This is a genomic window from Undibacterium sp. Ji22W (genome assembly GCF_049340305.1).
GTDB lineage: Bacteria > Pseudomonadota > Gammaproteobacteria > Burkholderiales > Burkholderiaceae_D > Undibacterium.
Map to the genome: position 1 here is coordinate 1,394,613 of NZ_JBMPOU010000002.1, position 18,372 is coordinate 1,412,984.

General features: G+C 46.9%; 15 protein-coding genes. 8 read left to right on the forward strand and 7 right to left on the reverse strand.

Translation table 11 applies throughout. The annotated features are described in order from the left end of the window. Positions 1-49: 49 nt before the first annotated feature. The gene (locus ACO0KW_RS12625) at positions 50-1,003 is read right to left on the reverse strand and encodes a D-2-hydroxyacid dehydrogenase family protein (RefSeq protein ID WP_423053424.1); all 954 of its coding nucleotides are present in this window, start codon (positions 1,001-1,003) and stop codon (positions 50-52) included. Positions 1,004-1,358: 355 nt separating this feature from the next. Here ACO0KW_RS12625 and ACO0KW_RS12630 point away from each other — a divergent pair, with 355 nt between their 5' ends. From ACO0KW_RS12630 to ACO0KW_RS12640, 3 genes are all read left to right on the forward strand, one after another. After that, complete coding sequence (locus ACO0KW_RS12630; protein ID WP_423053425.1) at positions 1,359-3,206, forward strand: phosphoenolpyruvate carboxykinase (GTP); 1,848 nt, start codon at positions 1,359-1,361, stop codon at positions 3,204-3,206. A gap of 140 nt (positions 3,207-3,346) precedes the next feature. Continuing rightward, on the forward strand, positions 3,347-4,330 hold the full coding sequence (locus ACO0KW_RS12635) for a LysR family transcriptional regulator (protein WP_423053426.1): 984 nt from the start codon (positions 3,347-3,349) through the stop codon (positions 4,328-4,330). Between the two features lie 18 nt (positions 4,331-4,348). After that, positions 4,349-5,035: a riboflavin synthase subunit alpha gene (locus ACO0KW_RS12640; protein WP_423053427.1), complete on the forward strand. Its 687-nt coding sequence runs from the start codon at positions 4,349-4,351 to the stop codon at positions 5,033-5,035. An 8-nt stretch (positions 5,036-5,043) separates the two neighbouring features. Here ACO0KW_RS12640 and ACO0KW_RS12645 read toward each other — a convergent pair whose 3' ends face one another. The 5 genes from ACO0KW_RS12645 to def form a co-directional block, all read right to left on the reverse strand. After that, a complete protein-coding gene (locus ACO0KW_RS12645; RefSeq protein ID WP_423053428.1) occupies positions 5,044-5,664 on the reverse strand; it encodes a helix-turn-helix transcriptional regulator in 621 nt (206 codons plus the stop codon). Continuing rightward, a complete protein-coding gene (locus tag ACO0KW_RS12650; protein WP_423053429.1) occupies positions 5,661-6,881 on the reverse strand; it encodes an MFS transporter in 1,221 nt (406 codons plus the stop codon). Before ACO0KW_RS12650 ends, ACO0KW_RS12645 begins: the two co-directional genes overlap by 4 nt. A gap of 94 nt (positions 6,882-6,975) precedes the next feature. After that, positions 6,976-7,995: a transporter gene (locus tag ACO0KW_RS12655; RefSeq protein WP_423053473.1), complete on the reverse strand. Its 1,020-nt coding sequence runs from the start codon at positions 7,993-7,995 to the stop codon at positions 6,976-6,978. A gap of 115 nt (positions 7,996-8,110) precedes the next feature. Further along, on the reverse strand, positions 8,111-9,076 hold the full coding sequence (gene fmt / locus ACO0KW_RS12660; RefSeq protein WP_423053430.1) for a methionyl-tRNA formyltransferase: 966 nt from the start codon (positions 9,074-9,076) through the stop codon (positions 8,111-8,113). After that, positions 9,073-9,597, reverse strand: coding sequence for a peptide deformylase (gene def, locus ACO0KW_RS12665; protein ID WP_423053431.1), 525 nt, complete (start codon positions 9,595-9,597; stop codon positions 9,073-9,075). The genes fmt and def overlap by 4 nt, the downstream gene beginning before the upstream one ends. Before the next feature lie 358 nt (positions 9,598-9,955). On the opposite strand from def, the gene ACO0KW_RS12670 reads away from it, so the two are divergent. The 5 genes from ACO0KW_RS12670 to ACO0KW_RS12690 all read left to right on the forward strand — a co-directional run bounded on the left by ACO0KW_RS12670 (position 9,956) and on the right by ACO0KW_RS12690 (position 18,150). Then, a complete protein-coding gene (locus ACO0KW_RS12670; protein WP_423053432.1) occupies positions 9,956-11,053 on the forward strand; it encodes a LysM peptidoglycan-binding domain-containing protein in 1,098 nt (365 codons plus the stop codon). A 17-nt stretch (positions 11,054-11,070) separates the two neighbouring features. Beyond that, entirely contained in the window at positions 11,071-12,186 is a 1,116-nt protein-coding gene (gene dprA, locus ACO0KW_RS12675; protein ID WP_423053433.1) for a DNA-processing protein DprA, read from the forward strand. A 62-nt stretch (positions 12,187-12,248) separates the two neighbouring features. Beyond that, positions 12,249-12,743, forward strand: a complete 495-nt coding sequence (locus ACO0KW_RS12680) for a DUF494 family protein (protein WP_423053434.1) — start codon at positions 12,249-12,251, stop codon at positions 12,741-12,743. A gap of 187 nt (positions 12,744-12,930) precedes the next feature. Continuing rightward, positions 12,931-15,516 carry a DNA topoisomerase III gene (locus tag ACO0KW_RS12685; RefSeq protein ID WP_423053435.1) on the forward strand — a complete coding sequence of 862 codons (2,586 nt, stop codon included), beginning with the start codon at positions 12,931-12,933 and terminating at the stop codon, positions 15,514-15,516. Between the two features lie 36 nt (positions 15,517-15,552). Next, a complete protein-coding gene (locus ACO0KW_RS12690; RefSeq protein ID WP_423053436.1) occupies positions 15,553-18,150 on the forward strand; it encodes a DUF1631 family protein in 2,598 nt (865 codons plus the stop codon). On the opposite strand, the gene ACO0KW_RS12695 is transcribed toward ACO0KW_RS12690, so the two are convergent. Next, positions 18,147-18,372: hypothetical protein (locus ACO0KW_RS12695; RefSeq protein ID WP_423053437.1), on the reverse strand; the 226-nt coding region annotated here is incomplete at its 5' end. The two genes, ACO0KW_RS12690 and ACO0KW_RS12695, sit on opposite strands and share 4 nt — an antisense overlap.

The window sequence follows — 18,372 nt, forward strand, 5'->3', positions numbered from 1 at the left end:
TTTCTGCTAAGTGACTTGTGCAAAATGATTTAGTGGATTTCGCAGGAGATTATGCTTTAGCGCAGAATTCTATGATGTTTTGAAATGCGCGGCCGAAGTACAGCTCATAACTATCTTGCTCCACATAGCCGAGGTGTGGCGTTAATAAAACATTTTCGCGTTGACGTAGTGGGTAATCGGTAGGCAAAGGCTCGTTCTCAAACACGTCCAAAGCTGCCGAACCTGGCCTACCTTGGGACAATGCAGTCAGTAGCGCGTCCTGTGCTACTAATTCAGCGCGACTGATATTGACGAACAATGCATCTGGTTTCATCCGTTGCAAGTCACCGAGTTGAACGATATGACGAGTGGCATCGTTCAAGCGTAAATGCAGAGAAATGATGTCAGAAGATTCAAAAAACTGTTGCTGCGAAGTAGCAGCGATAAAACCATCTTGCTGAGCTTGCTGCCGACTGGTTTCGCTGCCCCAAATAAGCACTTGCATGCCAAAAGCCCGCGCATAGTTTGCAACTAATTTGCCAATGCGGCCATAACCCCAGATACCTAATTGACGCCCCTTTAGAACGCGTCCTAGCTGATTGTAACGGGCGTGCAGAGAGGCAGCTTGCCAGACGCCTTCTTGTAAATGTTGGGCATATTGTGGAATTTTTCGTGATGACGCCATAATTAAAGCCCAGGCCAATTCAGCTGGTGCTGTGGGGTCGCCTGTGCCTTCTACCACCTGGATGCCAAACTCCGCTGCGGCGTCTAAATCGATGTTGCCAGAAACCTTGCCGGTTTGAGAAATCAATTTAAGATTCGGTAGTTTACTGAGAAGAGGGCGATTGAGTATGGTGCGTTCGCGAATCAATACCAGTGCTTCGAACTGTTGCAGGCGGATGGCTAATTGTCCTAATCCAACAGCGCGGTTATTAAATACTTTGACCTCGTGTTCATGCAGCAGTGAAAAGCAATTGAGTCCACGCACTACATCTTGGTAATCATCTAAGATTGCTATCTTCATCTTGCACCTTTTTATGATTCTAGTAAGTATATTTTCAAAAACAATTCTATTTTGATATGGATTGTGACGTAAATTTCGCCAGATCGCGGCAGGTCGGTGTAGAATACGCTGCACGTAGCTTTTTGAATCTTCCGTTCCGTGCATCCTCACCGGGCGAAAGCTTGGATCTCAGACCCCCTTCATCATCTTGTCTGTCTTCCTGATTCCGACAAAAAATGCCGCTATCGTGCTAGTCGTGCTCGAGCTTAGACTGTAACCAGAATAATACCAGTTGCTCGCATTACTTGTTTCCCTAGCCGTTCTTGCCGTGCCGCTACACCGATTTTTTTATTGAAATGGCATTGGAGTTAGTATTATGAATCAACCTAGCATGCAAGGTGTTGCAGCACTGAATGTGCCCGCACACGTGAAGCACCAAAAATTGATCCATTGGGTCGCCGATATGGTCGCACTGACCAAACCGGATCAGGTCTACTGGTGTGATGGCAGTCAAGAAGAATACGACCGTTTGTGCGCACAAATGGTCACTGCCGGAACGATGAAAAAGTTGAGTGAGGCAAAACGCCCGAATAGCTATTTAGCCTGTTCAGATCCCTCTGACGTCGCACGTGTTGAAGACCGTACTTATATTTGCTCTGAAAAGCAAGAAGATGCGGGTCCGACCAATAACTGGATGGCGCCAGCAGAAATGCGTCAGACCTTAAATCCTTTGTTTGATGGTTGCATGCGTGGTCGCACCATGTACGTTGTACCATTTTCTATGGGGCCCTTGGGATCACCGATCGCCCATATCGGCGTGGAATTGTCCGACTCCCCGTATGTTGCAGTCAATATGCGCATCATGACGCGTATGGGTAAAGCGGTATATGACGTGTTAGGTGCAGACGGTGAATTTGTACCTTGTGTACATACGGTTGGTGCGCCTTTAGCCGAAGGTCAACAAGACGTGGCATGGCCATGCAATACCACTAAATACATCGTGCATTATCCAGAAACGCGTGAAATCTGGTCATTTGGCTCTGGCTACGGTGGTAATGCATTGCTCGGTAAAAAATGCTTTGCTTTGCGTATCGCATCGACCATGGGACGTGACCAAGGTTGGTTGGCCGAGCATATGTTGATTTTGGGTGTGGAGTCGCCAGAAGGTAAAAAACATTACGTCGCAGCAGCGTTTCCATCGGCTTGTGGTAAGACCAATTTTGCGATGTTGATTCCAGCTATTAAAGGCTGGAAAGTGACGACTATTGGTGACGATATCGCTTGGATCAAACCGGGTGCGGATGGTCGCTTGTATGCGATCAATCCTGAAGCTGGATATTTCGGTGTTGCACCAGGCACGAACACCGCAACCAATTCCAATTGTATGTCGTCTTTGACTGCGAATACTATATTCACGAACGTCGCTTTGACCGACGATGGTGATGTTTGGTGGGAAGGCATGACCAAAGAAGCACCAGCGCACGTTATCGATTGGCAAGGTAAAGATTGGTCACCAGAAATCGCGAAAGAAACCGGCCGTAAAGCCGCGCATCCGAATGCTCGCTTCACAGTCGCTGCTACACAAAATCCAGTGCTCGATCCAGCGTGGGATGACCCAGCTGGTGTACCGATATCCGCCTTCATTTTTGGTGGTCGTCGTTCCACCACGGTGCCATTGGTGACTGAGGCTCGCAATTGGGTTGAAGGTGTGTATATGGCAGCGACCATGGGCTCAGAAACCACCGCAGCAGCAGTTGGTCAACAAGGTGTGGTGCGTCGTGATCCGTTCGCGATGTTGCCGTTCATGGGCTATAACATGAGCGACTACTTCCAGCATTGGTTGAACATGGGTGAAAAAATTGCGGCACTCGGCGCTAAACAACCGAATATCTATTGTGTGAACTGGTTCCGCACAGATGCCAACGGCAAATTCGTCTGGCCTGGTTTCGGCGACAATATGCGCGTCTTGAAATGGATGTTAGAGCGTATTGATGGTGCAACTACTGGCGCAGAAAATATCTTTGGGATTAGTCCGAAATACGAAGATTTGACATGGGATGGTTTGCATTTCACTTCTGAACAATTTGATTTGATTACATCGATTGATAAAGACGCGTGGAAAGCAGAATTGGATTTGCATACCGAATTGTTTGATAAATTGAAATACCGTTTGCCAGCAGCCTTGGAAGCGACGAAGGCGACTTTGGCGAGTCGTTTAGCCTAAGTTCTTCTAGTTTTAATAAAAAAGCGCGACACGATGCTCATCGTGTCGCGCTTTTTTTGTGCATTGCAACTATTTTGCTTAAATCTGGGATAATCTTGTCTTTCATCCCCATCTCCATTGCTTAAGCGGAAAGGCTGCTGATGAATTTCCTGACCTTAGATCTGAATTTGCTACGAGTGTTCGATACCGTGATGGTTGAGCAAAATCTGACCCGCGCCGCTGATAAATTGGCGATGACCCAACCGGCTGTTTCAAATGCAATCAAACGCCTGCGGTACTCCTTAAATGATGAACTCTTGATCCGCACGGCGTATGGCGTAAAGCCAACCCCGCGTGCGGAAATATTGTGGCCATCGATCCGCGAAGCTTTATCAACTCTCGAGGCCGCCATCGCGCCGACCAGTTTTGATCCGTCCAAAGCAGTGGCGACTTTTCGGATGGCAATGGCGGATTCCACAGCGGCATTGTGGATGCCGACCTTGATTACCGCATTTGAGCGAGAAGCGCCGCACATGAATGCACGTATGGTGCCGCTGACCACGCGTGAACCTCGGCCTTTGTTAATTCAGGGTGACATCGATATTGCGGTTGGTTTTTTTCCGGGCGTAGTCGCACAACTTTCCGGCGGTCAAGGCGCGGCACGCAGCTCAATTCGGCATGAACGTTTATATTCTGGTCATTACGTTTGTGTCATGAGCAAAAATCATCCCCTCGCAAGTCAGGAATTAACGCTGGACAATTACTGTGCAGCGAATCATTGTCTGGTCAGTTTTTCCGGACGTGCGCATGGCTTGATCGACGATGAGTTGCTGAAAATGGGACGTGAGAGACGCATTTTACTGACGGTAAACCAGTTTTTTACGGGCGGAAAAGTCGTGGCGAATTCGGACTTGCTGACAGTCTTGCCTTTCCACTTCATCGCCTCAACGGGAATGAGTGATGCCTTGGTATGGAAAGAATTACCCTTTGAAACGCCCGATGTGCACGTGGATATGTTGTGGCATGAACGCGATGCACGCAATCCTGCGCATAAATGGTTGCGCGATCATTTTGTGAATATGACCCACGAAATGTTTGCACCACTTGCCGAGATGAAGAAATCTGGTAGCCCAAATTTGAATTGATGAAGCGAATTACACATTATGTTTACAGGAATCGTACAAGGCGTCGCCACTATCAAAAAAATCCAAGATCAGACTGGATTGCGGACAATACAACTGGCTTTTCCAGCAGGTTTTGATCATCAACTCCAAATCGGTGCCAGTGTCGCGACGGATGGGGTTTGCCTAACCGTGACCAAACTCTCTGAGAATGCCGCTGAATTTGACATCATGCAGCAGACCTTGGCAATTACTACGCTTGGCGGCTATGCCGAGGATGCGCACGTGAATGTGGAGCGTGCAGCGAAAGATGGTGCGGAAATTGGCGGACATCCCTTATCTGGTCATGTTGATTTTGTTGCGCATCTCGCTCAGATTCGTCAGTTGGAAAATAACTATGTGCTGCGCATTGCGGTTCCTACAGAGTGGATGCGCTATATCTTTGCGAAGGGCTATATTGCGATCAATGGCGCAAGTTTAACGATTGCGGAAGTGAATCGTGAAGAACATTGGTTTGAGGTCTGGTTAATTCCTGAGACCTTGCGCATGACCGTGTTCGGACAAAAGCAGGTTGGTGAAACCTTGAATATTGAGATTGAAAGACAGACCCAAGTGGTGGTCGATACAGTCCGCAACATGCTGCAAGAAACGCTAGGCCCACTAATGCCAGCATTGGAAACTTTGTTGGCGCAGCAAGGAAAATCAACCCAAGACCTGCTATCGAAATAAGTTTTTCCTTAAATTGATTTGACCCAATACACGCAACGGCGGGCGCCGCTTTGCAGATGTTCGGTGCGTTCGACCACACAGTTGTCGCCCAATGCCTGCTGAAAAATACTGAGTTCGGATCGACAAAATTGTTGGCATTCTTTCGCCGCGGCACGGATGGGGCAGTGATTTTCGACGAGTAAATAACCTTCATTTTCATGCGGCAGGATCTCTGCCATATAACCTTCTTGGCTGCGAATTTCAGCTAAGACTTTGAGCTTGGCTTTGAGTGTTTTTACTTTATTCGTTGCTATTGTGTAGATGTCTAAGGTTTCTAATTCACGGGTGGTGATGAGTCGGTTGATGCCTTGTTCGCCAAAGAGTTGACGTACGTGCTGCAATACCTGCACCGTCAAGTCACCGTGCCGATCTGGGAAGTGCGCATGCCCGGCTTCACTCAACTGCCAACGACGACGAGGACGCCCTTGTTTTTCTGCGCTGTCTTCAAAAGTCACCAGACCTTTGTCGTGCCAGCTTTCCAAATGCTTGCGTGCGCCCATAGAGGTGAGTTCGAGTTGATCTGCAAGCTCTTGTGCGGTTTGCGCGCCACGGGTTTTGAGCAAAAATAGAACACGGTCTGCGGTATTCATACAGTTTCCACTTTTATGCTATCAAGTTCAGCCAACTCTTGTTGCCAATGGCCGATGCGCCATGCCGCCCATGTACTCATTGCCGCACCCAATAAGAGAATCAAGCGGGTGTCGATCAAGGTCAGGACCGAACCGATGATTGCCATGATGATGTTGGCTAGGCAAAAGGTCGTGGAGATTAACCCCATGACGGCGCCTTGACCGTGATGCCCAAACCGCTCAGCACACCAACTCGGCAAGAGTGCATTGTAAAAAGCATTGGGAAAGCCAAATAGAATAATTGCCGCCAATCCCAACCAGACATTGCCTATGCCCACGATGGCAATCGCTGCGGCCCCAAAGTACGCATGAAAACGAACTCGTTCCAATGGCAGCAATTGGCTAGGGCGACCAGCGAGTAAAGAGGACATCGTCATCACGCCGCACAGAACTGCCGTCATCCAGGCGATGCCTTTCGAGTGATAGCCCGCAAATTCCACTAGCCATAGTGGATAGAATTCATAAAAAGCGGTGACGCCGCAAGTGTAGGCTAATTGAATGATGAATAGCTGGCGTAGGCTAGGGGTGCGTAATAAATGAAACGCATGCTTCCTGCGTGCGACTTCTAGCCAGGATGTGGTCAAAGTGGACGGTGTTTCGCGCGGGAGTGCGACGGCAATCAACGTAGCTGCCATTAACAAAGCGATGACGGCGATCCAAAATGGTACGGTGATTCCCCAGCCTAACGTGAGTCCCGCTAGTAAGGGACCCGCTAACCAACCAGTGTAGATTGCACCGTTGAGCCAAGACAAGGCTTGCACCCGCAAATCACCTTCAAGACGATCCGCTAACATCGCACGCGCTACTGGCGCATTGCCCTCCAGTAGACCTGTAATAAATCGTGCGACGATAAACAAAGGATAGGATTGCTGCACCAAAGCCCAAGCTGTGATCGCGTGACCAACCGCAGCGCCGACTGCGCTCGCCAGCAAAATTGGACGACGACCAAAACGATCGGACAAGGGACCTAGTAAAGTCGAACCTATTAACAAACCGAGTGGATTAATGCTTAATGCGATACCAAACAATAATTTGGGGGGCAATCCTAAAAAATTATTTAAATCATTTGCTGAATCGGCGGCAAACAGCGGTGGTAAAATCGGATACGGTAGTGCAGCACCGACGGTAGAAAGCAGGGCGAGCAGGCAAGCGGCCGCGATTAGTAAAGGTGTTTTCATGCGACATCAATTAACAAAGATGGCATGAGGGTAGTTGAATTTATTTATTAAGTAAACTAAAAAGTTTATTTAATAAAAGGTTTTAAAATGAAAATTAATCTTTATTCTTAAAATGCCGTGCCACCCATGCACCAATCGCAGTGATCAGACTGACCAAGGCAACGACAATCCAAAAACCATTCTCATTCTGCGCCCATGGAATTCCGCCGACATTCATCCCCATTAAGCCAGCAGTAATGTTAATGGGTAACGCCAAAACGGTCACAATGGTCAATACAAATAATGAGCGATTATTTTGTTCACCAACATGGGCGGCGATTTCTTCCTGTAATAATTTGATGCGTTCTTGCAGCGATGCCATATCACTTAAGACGACGGAAAATTCTTCGGTCGATTGTCGAAGATCATGCACGTCATTGTCTGCCATCCAGCCCGGCGGTTTTTGTAAGAGACGAAATAGTGCCGCTGGTTCCGGTGCTAACAGTCGTTGCAGACGCACGAGCAATCGGCGTAACTCCCCGAGATTGGCTCGCTTTCGACCCAAACGTTCCGTCAGCAAGTGATCCTCAACTTCATCGATTTTGGTAGTCGCATCTCTGACGATGCCTGTCAACACATCGGCCTGATCGCGCAACAAATGCGTGAGTAACTCCATCGGTGAGTGAAAAATCTCTCCAGCATTCACAGCGTTGCGTAAATGATCGACGGATTTGAGCGGCTTGCGACGAGCACTAATCATGATGTTACGGCTGACATTGAGCCACAGTGTCGCAATTTCTGATGAGTCAAAGCTGAAGTCATGTAGCACATCATTGACAACCGCGATCAAATGCTGGTCCGCGTGTTCAATTCGGGTTGAGCGTGAACCTTGATGTAAAGTTTCATAAAACTCTTCGGGAGACTGGCTATGTTCGCGTAGCCATTTTTCGGTCGAAGCGTTTGCCAGATTAAAGTGTAACCAGAGGAAATGTGAAGGCGCTAGTGTTTGTGTTTGACGTAGATATTGCAATACCTCGTCGCTGCGTAAAGCTTTACCCGCGTCTTGCCCCGTAAATAGGTAACCACAAATCAGCCCCGATTGATCGGAGCCATACTGTAAGCGTTCTTTATTCATAGCCATTCCGTACTCTTGATGTATCTGGCTATTGTAAAGGCTTTGGATGATGACAATGTGACAGTTCTTGCAAAATGCCGCGATTGGCTATTGCAAGAACTGCGGAGGGCTTAAATTAGGAGTGAAATACTTGCCCAGCTTTTAGTGGAAAGCCTTGTAAGAACTCTTGTGCTGGCAAACGCTTACCGCCTGGTTTTTGCAATTCAAGCACGCGCAATACCGACTTCCCACCCTCACAAGAAATTAATACCCCTTGCTGTCCGGAAGCCTCGATGAGGCTGCCGCTTGGTGATTTGCTGTCCCCGTTGGCAACTTCGGCGCGCCAGAATTTGATGGTGGTGCCATCGATGTTGGCGTGGGCAGCTGGGAAAGGATTAAATGCACGAATCTTTCTGTCGATCTCGAGTGCACTAGCCTCAAAATTAATCGCAGCTTCTTCCTTGCTAATTTTAGCGGCGTAACAGACACCGTCTTCTGGCTGTATTGTCGCCATGAGTGGCGCTGCTGCTAATTGGCGCAAGGTCTCAACGATCATTTCGCCACCTAGTGTCGCCAATTGGTCATGCAAACTGGCTGTGGTATCGCTTGTGCGAATCGGTACCGCACGACGCATCAGCATAGGGCCGGTATCCAAGCCTTCTTCCATTTGCATAATCGTGATTCCCGTTTCCGTATCACCGGCTTCGATCGCGCGATGGATGGGCGCGGCACCCCGCCAGCGTGGTAACAGTGATCCATGAATATTGATACAACCCAAACGCGGTATGCTGAGGCAAGTTAGTGGCAAAATCAGGCCATAAGCAGCTACAACCATGACGTCGTGCGTTGTATTCCGCAGTAATTCATGGGCGTCTTGCGCGACTTCAGGATATTTGCCATCCAAGCGCAGAGAGACAGGTTGCGCTACCGGAATTTGATGTGCCAACGCCAATTGTTTGACTGCTGAAGCATGCATTTGCATGCCGCGTCCGGCAGGGCGGTCTGGTTGCGTTAACACTAGCGGCACGTCAAAACCTGCATCGATAATGGCTTTCAATGCAGTGGCGGCGAACTCAGGTGTGCCCGCGAAAATGACTCTCATCGGCGACTCGCCTTTTTACTGATTTCACGTTCTTCTTTGAGCATCTTGGTCTTGATACGCGTGCGTTTTAACGGTGACAGGTATTCAACAAACACTTTACCTTTTAAATGATCCATCTCATGTTGAACGCAGACTGCTAACAGACCATCGGCATGTAATTCAAATACCTTACCGTCTAGATCTAATGCGCGTACTTTGACTTCTGCTGGGCGTTCAACGCCGTCGTACACGCCGGGTACAGACAAACAACCTTCGTCGTAAACCTTACGTTCAGCGCTTTCCCAAATAATTTCAGGATTAATAAAGACGCGTAGTTCAGAATTGTCTTCGGAAGTGTCGATGACAACCAATTGCTCATGGACATCGACTTGGGATGCTGCCAGGCCAACGCCGGGAGCGTCGTACATGGTTTCAGCCATATCGGCAGCGAGCTTTTTTAAGCGTTCGTCAAAAACAGTGACTGGCTTAGCAATTTTGTGTAAGCGAGGATCGGGATAACGGAGAATATTTAATATCGACATAAGACAATTCACAACAAACCAGAGGTGCTATGCGAGTGTGGTATTTCACTGTTCTTGCGCCATAAAAACCAATTTTCACGCTGACTCTTCTGAGTGAAACTACGCAATAGCTTGTTATCGCAGCAGTTTACTTCTCGACTCAACATGAAATTCATTGTTTTAATATGACTCAATCTACGTTAAACACTACACCAGAATGCGGTTTCTCTTGCTAGTTCAAGGATTTATGGGCAGAATTTGATTCAATTTGGTAAGTTTGGCAAGAGCCTGTACCCCATAAGAAGTAAACAAGTTTTACTTCGGTAGAGCAAAGTGGCCTGCCATTCCCTAGAATCAGCGACCTGCATCGGAAAATTTCATGAAAAAGTTTAGCACAATCGCCCTCGCTTTTGCCTTTCCTCTCGCGGTTTCTGTGCCCGCACTAGCGCAAGACGGCGTGAAAACAGCCCCGCCTGCATTGAGCAGCAAATGTAATTTCTTACCAAATGCCCCAGATAAGCACGTGGTGGTCAAGGGTGATACCTTGTGGGGGATCTCAGGAAAATTCTTGCAAAATCCTTGGTGCTGGCCAGAAGTATGGGGAATGAATAGAGAAGAAATTCGTAATCCGCACTGGATTTACCCAAGGCAGATCGTCTATTTTGATCGTATTAATGGACGTCTGCGCTTGGCTAATCCATTAGAAGAGGGCGCTTCGGGTGTTACTAAGCTCACTCCGCAAACGCGTAGCGTTAACAACGGTGGGCTAGACGCAATTTCGGCGATTCCAAATAATTTGATAGAACCATATTTATCCCAGCCTTTGATCATAGAAAAGGATGAATTTGCCAACACCCCCCGGATTGTGGCGGCGCCTGAGGGGCGCGTCTACATGGGTAAGGGAGATAAAGTCTACACAAAAGGTGACTTGAAAAATGGCACATCTTTCCAAGTATTTCGCCCTGGAATAGCCTTAAAAGATCCCGATACGAAGGAAGTAATTGGTTACGAAGCCGTCTACATTGGTTCCGTCAAATTAGAGCGCGTAGCGAAGACTGAAGATGGCGTAGACTCGTTCCTCATCGTTAATTCGAAAGAGGAAATGGGAATTGGTGATCGTTTGGTTCCTATTCCACCAACACCTATTATTAATTATGTGCCACACGCTCCAGAGCAGGAGGTTAAAGCTCGCGTCGTCGCCGTGTATGGTGGTGTGAGCTTTGCTGGACAAAATAATATTATTAGTATCAATCGCGGGTCTAACTCTGGAATTGATATTGGCACCGTACTGGAATTGGGGCGTTACGGCAAAATAGTACCGGACCGGACCAATGATAAAAAACCAATTCGCCTGCCCGATGAAATGTATGGGCAGCTATTTATCTTCCGGGTGTTTAAAAATATTTCATATGGTCTTGTCATGCAAGTTACCGATGTCGTTAGTGTCGGTGACATTGTGCGCACGCCAGAAAAGTAATCTGTTTGGAACGACGATTGATTACAAATCATGATAATCAAGACTGGCGCGATTGGTTGCGCCTGTCTTTAACCAAGGGCGTTGGTAACGAAACTGGGCGTAAATTGTTGAGTGTGTTTGGTTTGCCTGAGCACATTTTTCGCGCTGGACTCGCTGACTTGCTTGCCCATGTACCTGAAAAGATTGCTCGTGCTTTATTGGCCGCACCCGACGACCATATGCTCAGACAAATCGATCTGACCTCAGCTTGGTTGCAGATTTCGGGTAATAATTTATTAAGTCTGGCTGATCAGGCATATCCAAAAAATCTGCTCTCAATTCCCGACCCACCAATACTCCTTTATGCCAAGGGACGCTTGGAACTGTTGACGACACAGACCATTGCGGTGGTTGGTAGTCGTAATGCAACGGCACAAGGTATCTCTAATGCAGAGAAATTTTCTGAATCCTTGAGTCAGGGCGGTTTGTGTATCAGTTCCGGTTTGGCCGCGGGTATCGATGCTGCAGCACATGCTGGCGCTTTGCGTGGAACTGGATCAACCATAGCCGTCATTGGTACAGGCGCAGATATTGTTTACCCTGCCAGGAATCGGCAACTCGCACATCAAATTGTCGAATCAGGCTGTTTGATTAGCGAATACCCACTTGGAATGCCAGCGGTCGCTAGCAATTTTCCGCGTCGTAACCGGATTATTTCCGGTTTGGCGCAAGGTGTGTTAGTGGTAGAGGCTGCTGCCCAGTCCGGTTCATTAATTACCGCCAGAATGGCGGCGGAACAAGGTCGTGACGTATTTGCGATACCCGGCTCTATTCATTCGCCGTTGGCGAAAGGTTGCCATCAATTAATTAAGCAAGGTGCAAAATTGGTTGAGTCTGCACAGGATATTTTGGATGAAATCGGTTTTGTTCCCTTCACATCTGAAATGCCGTCCTCTTCTACGGAACTCACTTTCGATGGAGAGTCTGCGAAGCTGTTAATGTTTATCGGGTATGATCCGGTGCATATTGATGTGTTAGCGATGCGTAGCGGCGATAATGTGATGACATTATCTGCACAATTATTAGATTTGGAATTACAGGGGCATATCGAAACTTTGCCGGGCGGAATGATTCAGCGCATCGCCTCGGCCTAGTTAGATATTGGATTGCAAGCGTGAAATCCAGTAAGTGTCTTTGATTGTTATGAATGAAGTATATGTTTGAGATTTTAGTGTACCTTTACGAAACTTATTATCGCCCGGATACTTGCCCCGATTCTATCGCATTGGCAAAAAAGCTATCAGCGGTCGGATTTGACGATGAGGAAATTATTGCTGCGCTCGATTGGTTACGGGGATTGGCGGATACGACCAATAATCTTTCAACAGTTGTCCAGGATGTTGCGTTAAGTACGCCCTCTTTATTTGAAAGTAGTGGTTTCCGTGTTTACACAGATGAAGAGCAGAGCTTGCTAGGAGCCGAATCCATTGGATACTTGCACTATTTGCAAGGCAACCAAATGCTAGACTCACAACAACGCGAAATAGTTATTGAGCGAGCTATTGCTGTAGATGAGGCACCGCTAAGTTTGTCGAAATTCAAGGTTATTGTATTAATGATACTGTGGAGTCAGGGGCGAGAGTCCGACATCATGATGTTTGATGAGTTACTACTGGCAGATGACGAGACCGGCACACGCCTTTTGCATTAAGATTTGACAAAATTTATTCTTTATTTGTGGCAAATATTGTGCTTCTATTGCGGTATTTGATTCATTCCGTTTATTATTCCCCGCTGATATATAGCAATTCCCTAGTCATAAAAGGCTAGGATGGCGCTTGTATCGATTCTTTGCAGTAAATAATTGCATAACAAGATTATAAAAAATTAAACCCAATATGACTAAAACCCTCATCATCGCCGAGAAGCCCTCGGTTGCGAATGACATCGCAAAGACCTTGGGTGGGTTCACCAAACACGACGATTATTTTGAATCTGAAGACTATGTCTTGTCTTCGGCGGTCGGTCATTTGTTGGAAATTGCGGTTCCTGAAGAATATGATGTCAAGAGAGGTAAGTGGACTTTTGCTCACTTACCTATGATTCCTCCACATTTTGCGCTTAACCCGATTGCAAAGACCGAATCACGTCTTAAAGTACTGAATAAATTGATCAAGCGTAAAGATGTTTCCGCTCTGATTAACGCATGTGACGCGGGTCGTGAAGGCGAATTAATTTTTCGTTTGATTGCGCAGCATGCTAAAGCCAAACAACCGATTCAGCGTTTGTGGCTGCAGTCGATGACCGCGGACGCGATTCGTAGTGGTTTTAAAAAATTACGCAGCGACGAAGAAATGCTGCCGTTGGCAGATGCCGCTCGTTGTCGCTCAGAAGCCGATTGGCTCATCGGTATCAACGGCACCCGTGCAATGACGGCATTCAACTCGAAAGAAGGCGGATTTTATCTGACGACCGTTGGTCGCGTACAGACACCGACCTTATCTATCGTCGTTGAACGTGAAGAAAAAATTAAGAATTTTGTATCCAGAGATTTTTGGGAAGTGCGCGCAGAGTTTGTTTGTGCTGCTGGAATCTATGAAGGGCGCTGGTTAGACCATCAGTTTAAAAAAGACGAAGCTGACAACGAGAAAAAAGCCGAACGCCTGTGGAGTAAGGCGGCAGCTGAGTCGGTGGTTGCAGCTTGTCGTGGTAAGCAAGGTAGTGTTACCGAAGAGTCCAAACCTGCAACACAAATGGCTCCTGCATTATTCGACTTAACGAGCTTACAGCGTGAAGCAAATTCTAAATTTGGCTTCTCCGCGAAAAATACCTTAGGCTTGGCGCAAGCTTTGTATGAAAAACATAAGGTATTAACTTATCCACGTACAGATTCGCGTCATTTGCCGGAAGACTATTTGCCAACAGTGAAAGATACTTTCAGCAAAATTAGTGAAATTAATAATTTCCAGCAATTCGCTGCAAAGATTTTGAATAATAATTGGGTGAAGCCGAATAAGAGGATTTTTGATAATACGAAAATCAGTGATCACTTTGCCATTATTCCGACGGGACATTTGCCAAAGAATTTGTCGGAGCCCGAACAAAAACTTTACGACTTGGTAACACGTCGCTTTATGGCCGTGTTTTTTCCAGCTGCGGAATACCAGGTCACGACTCGGATTACCGAAGTTTCCGGACATCAGTTCAAGACTGAAGGTAAAGTCATGACTAATCCTGGATGGCTGGCAATTTATGGCAAGGAAGCCCAGGACGAAACTGACCCAGAAAATAAAGGCAATCTGGTGGCAGTCGCCAAAGGCGAGAAAGTAAAAACGGAGAAAATTTTCTCCAATGGCTTGGCGACCAAGCCGCCCGCACGCTACTCAGAAGCGACTTTGTTGTCGGCAATGGAAGGTGCAGGCAAATTAATCGATGATGAAGAATTGCGCGAAGCGATGTCGGGCAAAGGTCTCGGAACGCCGGCAACGCGAGCCGCCATCATTGAAGGTCTTCTGTATGAGAAGTATCTTTTGCGCGAAGGTCGTGAGTTAATCCCGACGGCTAAGGCATTTCAATTAATGACCTTGTTGCGCGGTTTGGGTGTTGATGAGCTAACTTCGCCTGAGTTGACGGGTGGATGGGAAAATAAGCTAGCGCAAATGGAGCGAGGTAAGATTACCCGCGAAGAGTTCATGCGTGAAATTGCACAAATGACCCAAATCATCGTGAAACGTGCGAAAGAATTCAATAACGATACGATTCCAGGTGACTATGCCACATTGCATACACCTTGCCCGAATTGTGGTGGGGTCGTGAAAGAGAACTACCGTCGTTTCGCGTGCACTAAATGCGAATTCTCTATGAGTAAGACACCAGGCAGTAGACAGTTTGAAATTGCCGAGGTTGAAGAATTACTGCAGAAACGTGAAATTGGGCCGTTACAGGGATTTCGCTCGAAAATGGGACGACCATTTGCCGCGATATTGAAAATCGTACGTGATGAAGAAATTAAGAATTTAAAGCTGGAATTTGATTTTGGACAAAATCAAGATGAAGGCGATGACGGTGAAGATCATGACTTCTCCCAAGCAGAGTCGCTTGGAGCCTGTCCAAAATGCGGCAGTCACGTCTATGAATTAGGCTTGGCTTACGTGTGTGAGAAGACGGTTGCGAAGCCTAAGGCCTGCGACTTTAGAAGTGGACGGATTATCTTGCAGCAGGAAATTGTGCCTGAACAGATGCGTAAATTGCTGGTCGAAGGTAAAACGGATTTATTGCCTGGATTTATTTCCCAACGCACCCGTCGTCCATTTAAAGCATTTTTGGTGCGTGGCAAAGATGGTAAGACTAGTTTTGAGTTTGAAGAGCGTAAGGCCAAAGCGCCAGCTAAAACGCCAGCAAAGGCCGCTACAAAGTTGAAGATTGCAAAAGACGAAGAAACACCAGTGAAAAAAACGGTCGCAAGGAAAAAGAAAGCTAGTTAATTTTTGTGCCAGAAATTTTCTTACTGAGGAGGCTGTTTGAATAAAGGAAGTGCGGATCAGAGTGTGTTATTAACGAATGCGCGTGCTGAATTCATGCGCAGTTTCACTGAGGCTATGCAGCGCACATTCCCGCGTTGCATAGAAGACTGCTTTGTGAAAGCGGATGATACCTATTCCTCACTAGAGCAAGGGCGCTTGCTGGATGCTAGAACAGTCTTGGTTGAGCAGGGGCCAGGTATTATTCAGCAAATGACGAATGTGATGGACCATTTGTTAGCGCGCAGCTTTAAGACGACCTACAACACCTATCGCCCAACAGCTAATTTTAATACCGATAGTCTAACTTTAATCGATCCAACTGCCTTCGAAGGCGGCTTACGATTGGAGGAAATCACTAGTCGCTTTCGCAGTGAAGCCGAAGATCAGTTAAGAGATCTGAATATTCGCGTAGCTTTAATTTTTGAACAAGAAGTAACTAATGAGCGAGAGAATCCGTTCCGCCCTTACCTCTTTTCGCGCTGTATTTCAACTACGATTGATAACCTTGATATTAATCCAAATTTGGTTGATATTTTGGTTGAAAGAATCGCTCATAATTTCCTCCCCTTTGTGCCGACAATTTATTCCGCTGTGAATACTTATTTGGCGCAAAACGGTATTGCGGCACAACTCCAGTTGAAAATCCGTAAGTCACCGACGGCACCAATCTCACACGGGATGGGCGCAAGCGACGAGTCTTCTACAGCTGAGGAGGTAATCAGCCCAGAAATTCAAGAAGAACAATCACCCCCATCTCAGTCGACAAAGCGAAGCAGTCCGATAGAACAATTCTTCAGTTCAGCTTTGAGTCGTGCTGCGAACTTGATGGGAGGGGCAAAAACGTCGCCGCCCCAGTCTGGCGCGACTGGGTTGAACGAGGTCTCAAACGGGATCGCGCGATCACATTCATCTGTTCCAGACGGAAATTCAAATGCCACCGCTGGTGGGCCATTCTCTTGGCTCAAGAGTGGCGAGCAGGTTGGTGAAGCGATCCGTAGTTTTTTCGGCGGCAGCGCAGAAGCTGGTTCGGCAGAGTTGAATTCAGGGGCTGATTTACATGATTCGGCACTACAGAAAAATTCGAATCGGGAATATCCTCAAGAGGAAGTAAACACTCAGGCCAACTATGGGCATAGCCCGACCTCGATAGATGGACAGACCTCGATGGAACGCGGGCACCTTTCTGGGGCCATTCCCAATTTCCAAAGATCATTCACGCCATCCGGCGCAGAAATGTTTGATGGCCGTGGTGGCTTACGGAACCTGATTCTAGAGCAGCGAAGTGCTCTGAATGAACTCACCTCGAATATTAACGAGAAAATGACGATCGATATCGTCGCGATGCTGTTCGAGTTCATTTTAAGAGATACACAAGTTCCAGCTGAAATCCGCGCCCAACTCGGAAGACTCCAGTTTCTTGTGTTGAAGTTAGCTTTAAAAGATACTAGCTTGCTAACGCAAAAAGGGCATCCTGCACGCCTGTTGGTCAATCGTATTGGGTCGATCTCTCTCGGTTTGAAGCAAATTGACCCTAGTGGCGTCGAGATCACCAAAGAAATTTGTCGTATTGTTGAAACCTTGCTCCAAGATGAAAGCGAAAATCCTCAGATATTTTCAAGAATGCTTGATGAATTTGATGTTTTCATCGCACGTGAATTACGAGCGGGTAATACAGAGACTGAAAATGCGATTGAAGGAGCCGAGCAGGTAAGAAATCGTACTTTACGATTTGCCCATACCTCCGCGCAACTGCACGAGGCCTTACTCGATTTGACTATCGATCCCTTTTTACAAAATTTCTTTGAAACAGTTTGGGTGTATGCCTTGGAATTGGCCGATAGAGAGGACTCAAAGCGTGCTCATCGTCTAAGACTCTTGGTTCCAGATCTGCTATGGAGCATTATTCCGAAATCAAATGAAGAAGAGCGGGCGCAATTACTCGCGCTTTTGCCAATCATTTTGAGAACTCTTAAGGAGGGGATGTCTAGCATAAAATGCGAGCCTGCTATACAAGATGAATTGATGAATTGGTTGGTCGATGCACATACAAAATCGATGCGATTAAGTCATAACAATACCTTGCAGAAGCAAGCATCTTTATCCGCCATTCATACCCATTTTAATAATTTCTTTGCTGATCCTGATTTCGAAAACTTCACTGCATTGAAAAATCAGGGGCGCTCTGATGTCAATAAATTCTTAGATGATGCAATCAAAGAATTAGATACCCGTGTCCAGTTACTCGATCAAGTATTGCTTAAACAATTGCCTCAAGAAAGTGTCGATAGTAATTTTCAAACAAGAGATGCAGGTGTCGATCAAGTGATGGAGCAACTTAAAGCTGGCGTCTCTGTCGAAATTAACTTGGGTGGCGAGCCGGGTCAAGGTAAGCTGAATTGGATAGATCCGGCGCTGACAAATTTAATTTTGACTTTAGAAGGGCAGGAACAGCCGTCAATGTTAAGCGTAAGAATGTTTCGTCGTATGATTGCACATGGGCGCGTGAAGTTTCTTGAGACGGAGCCTTTGTTTGAGAGAGCTGTTCAATCGCTATTGAAATCAGCTGATGTTGGAGATGCCGGCAAACTTGCTTAGAGGCCACGCTCTGATATCGGGTTCGACTTTACAGAAATAGCGTCTGTAGAAATACTAAAAGCCATTCCGCATTTAGCTTGCGGAATGGCTTTTGTTTTGCTATAGTTCGCCTCCCGCAGAAATGCGGGTGTGAAATAAGAGAAATGCAAGTAGCTGGTCGTTAAGTTCCTGATGTTTGAATTGAAGTTGAAGAAACTAAAATTTAGACGGTAGTTAAAACAG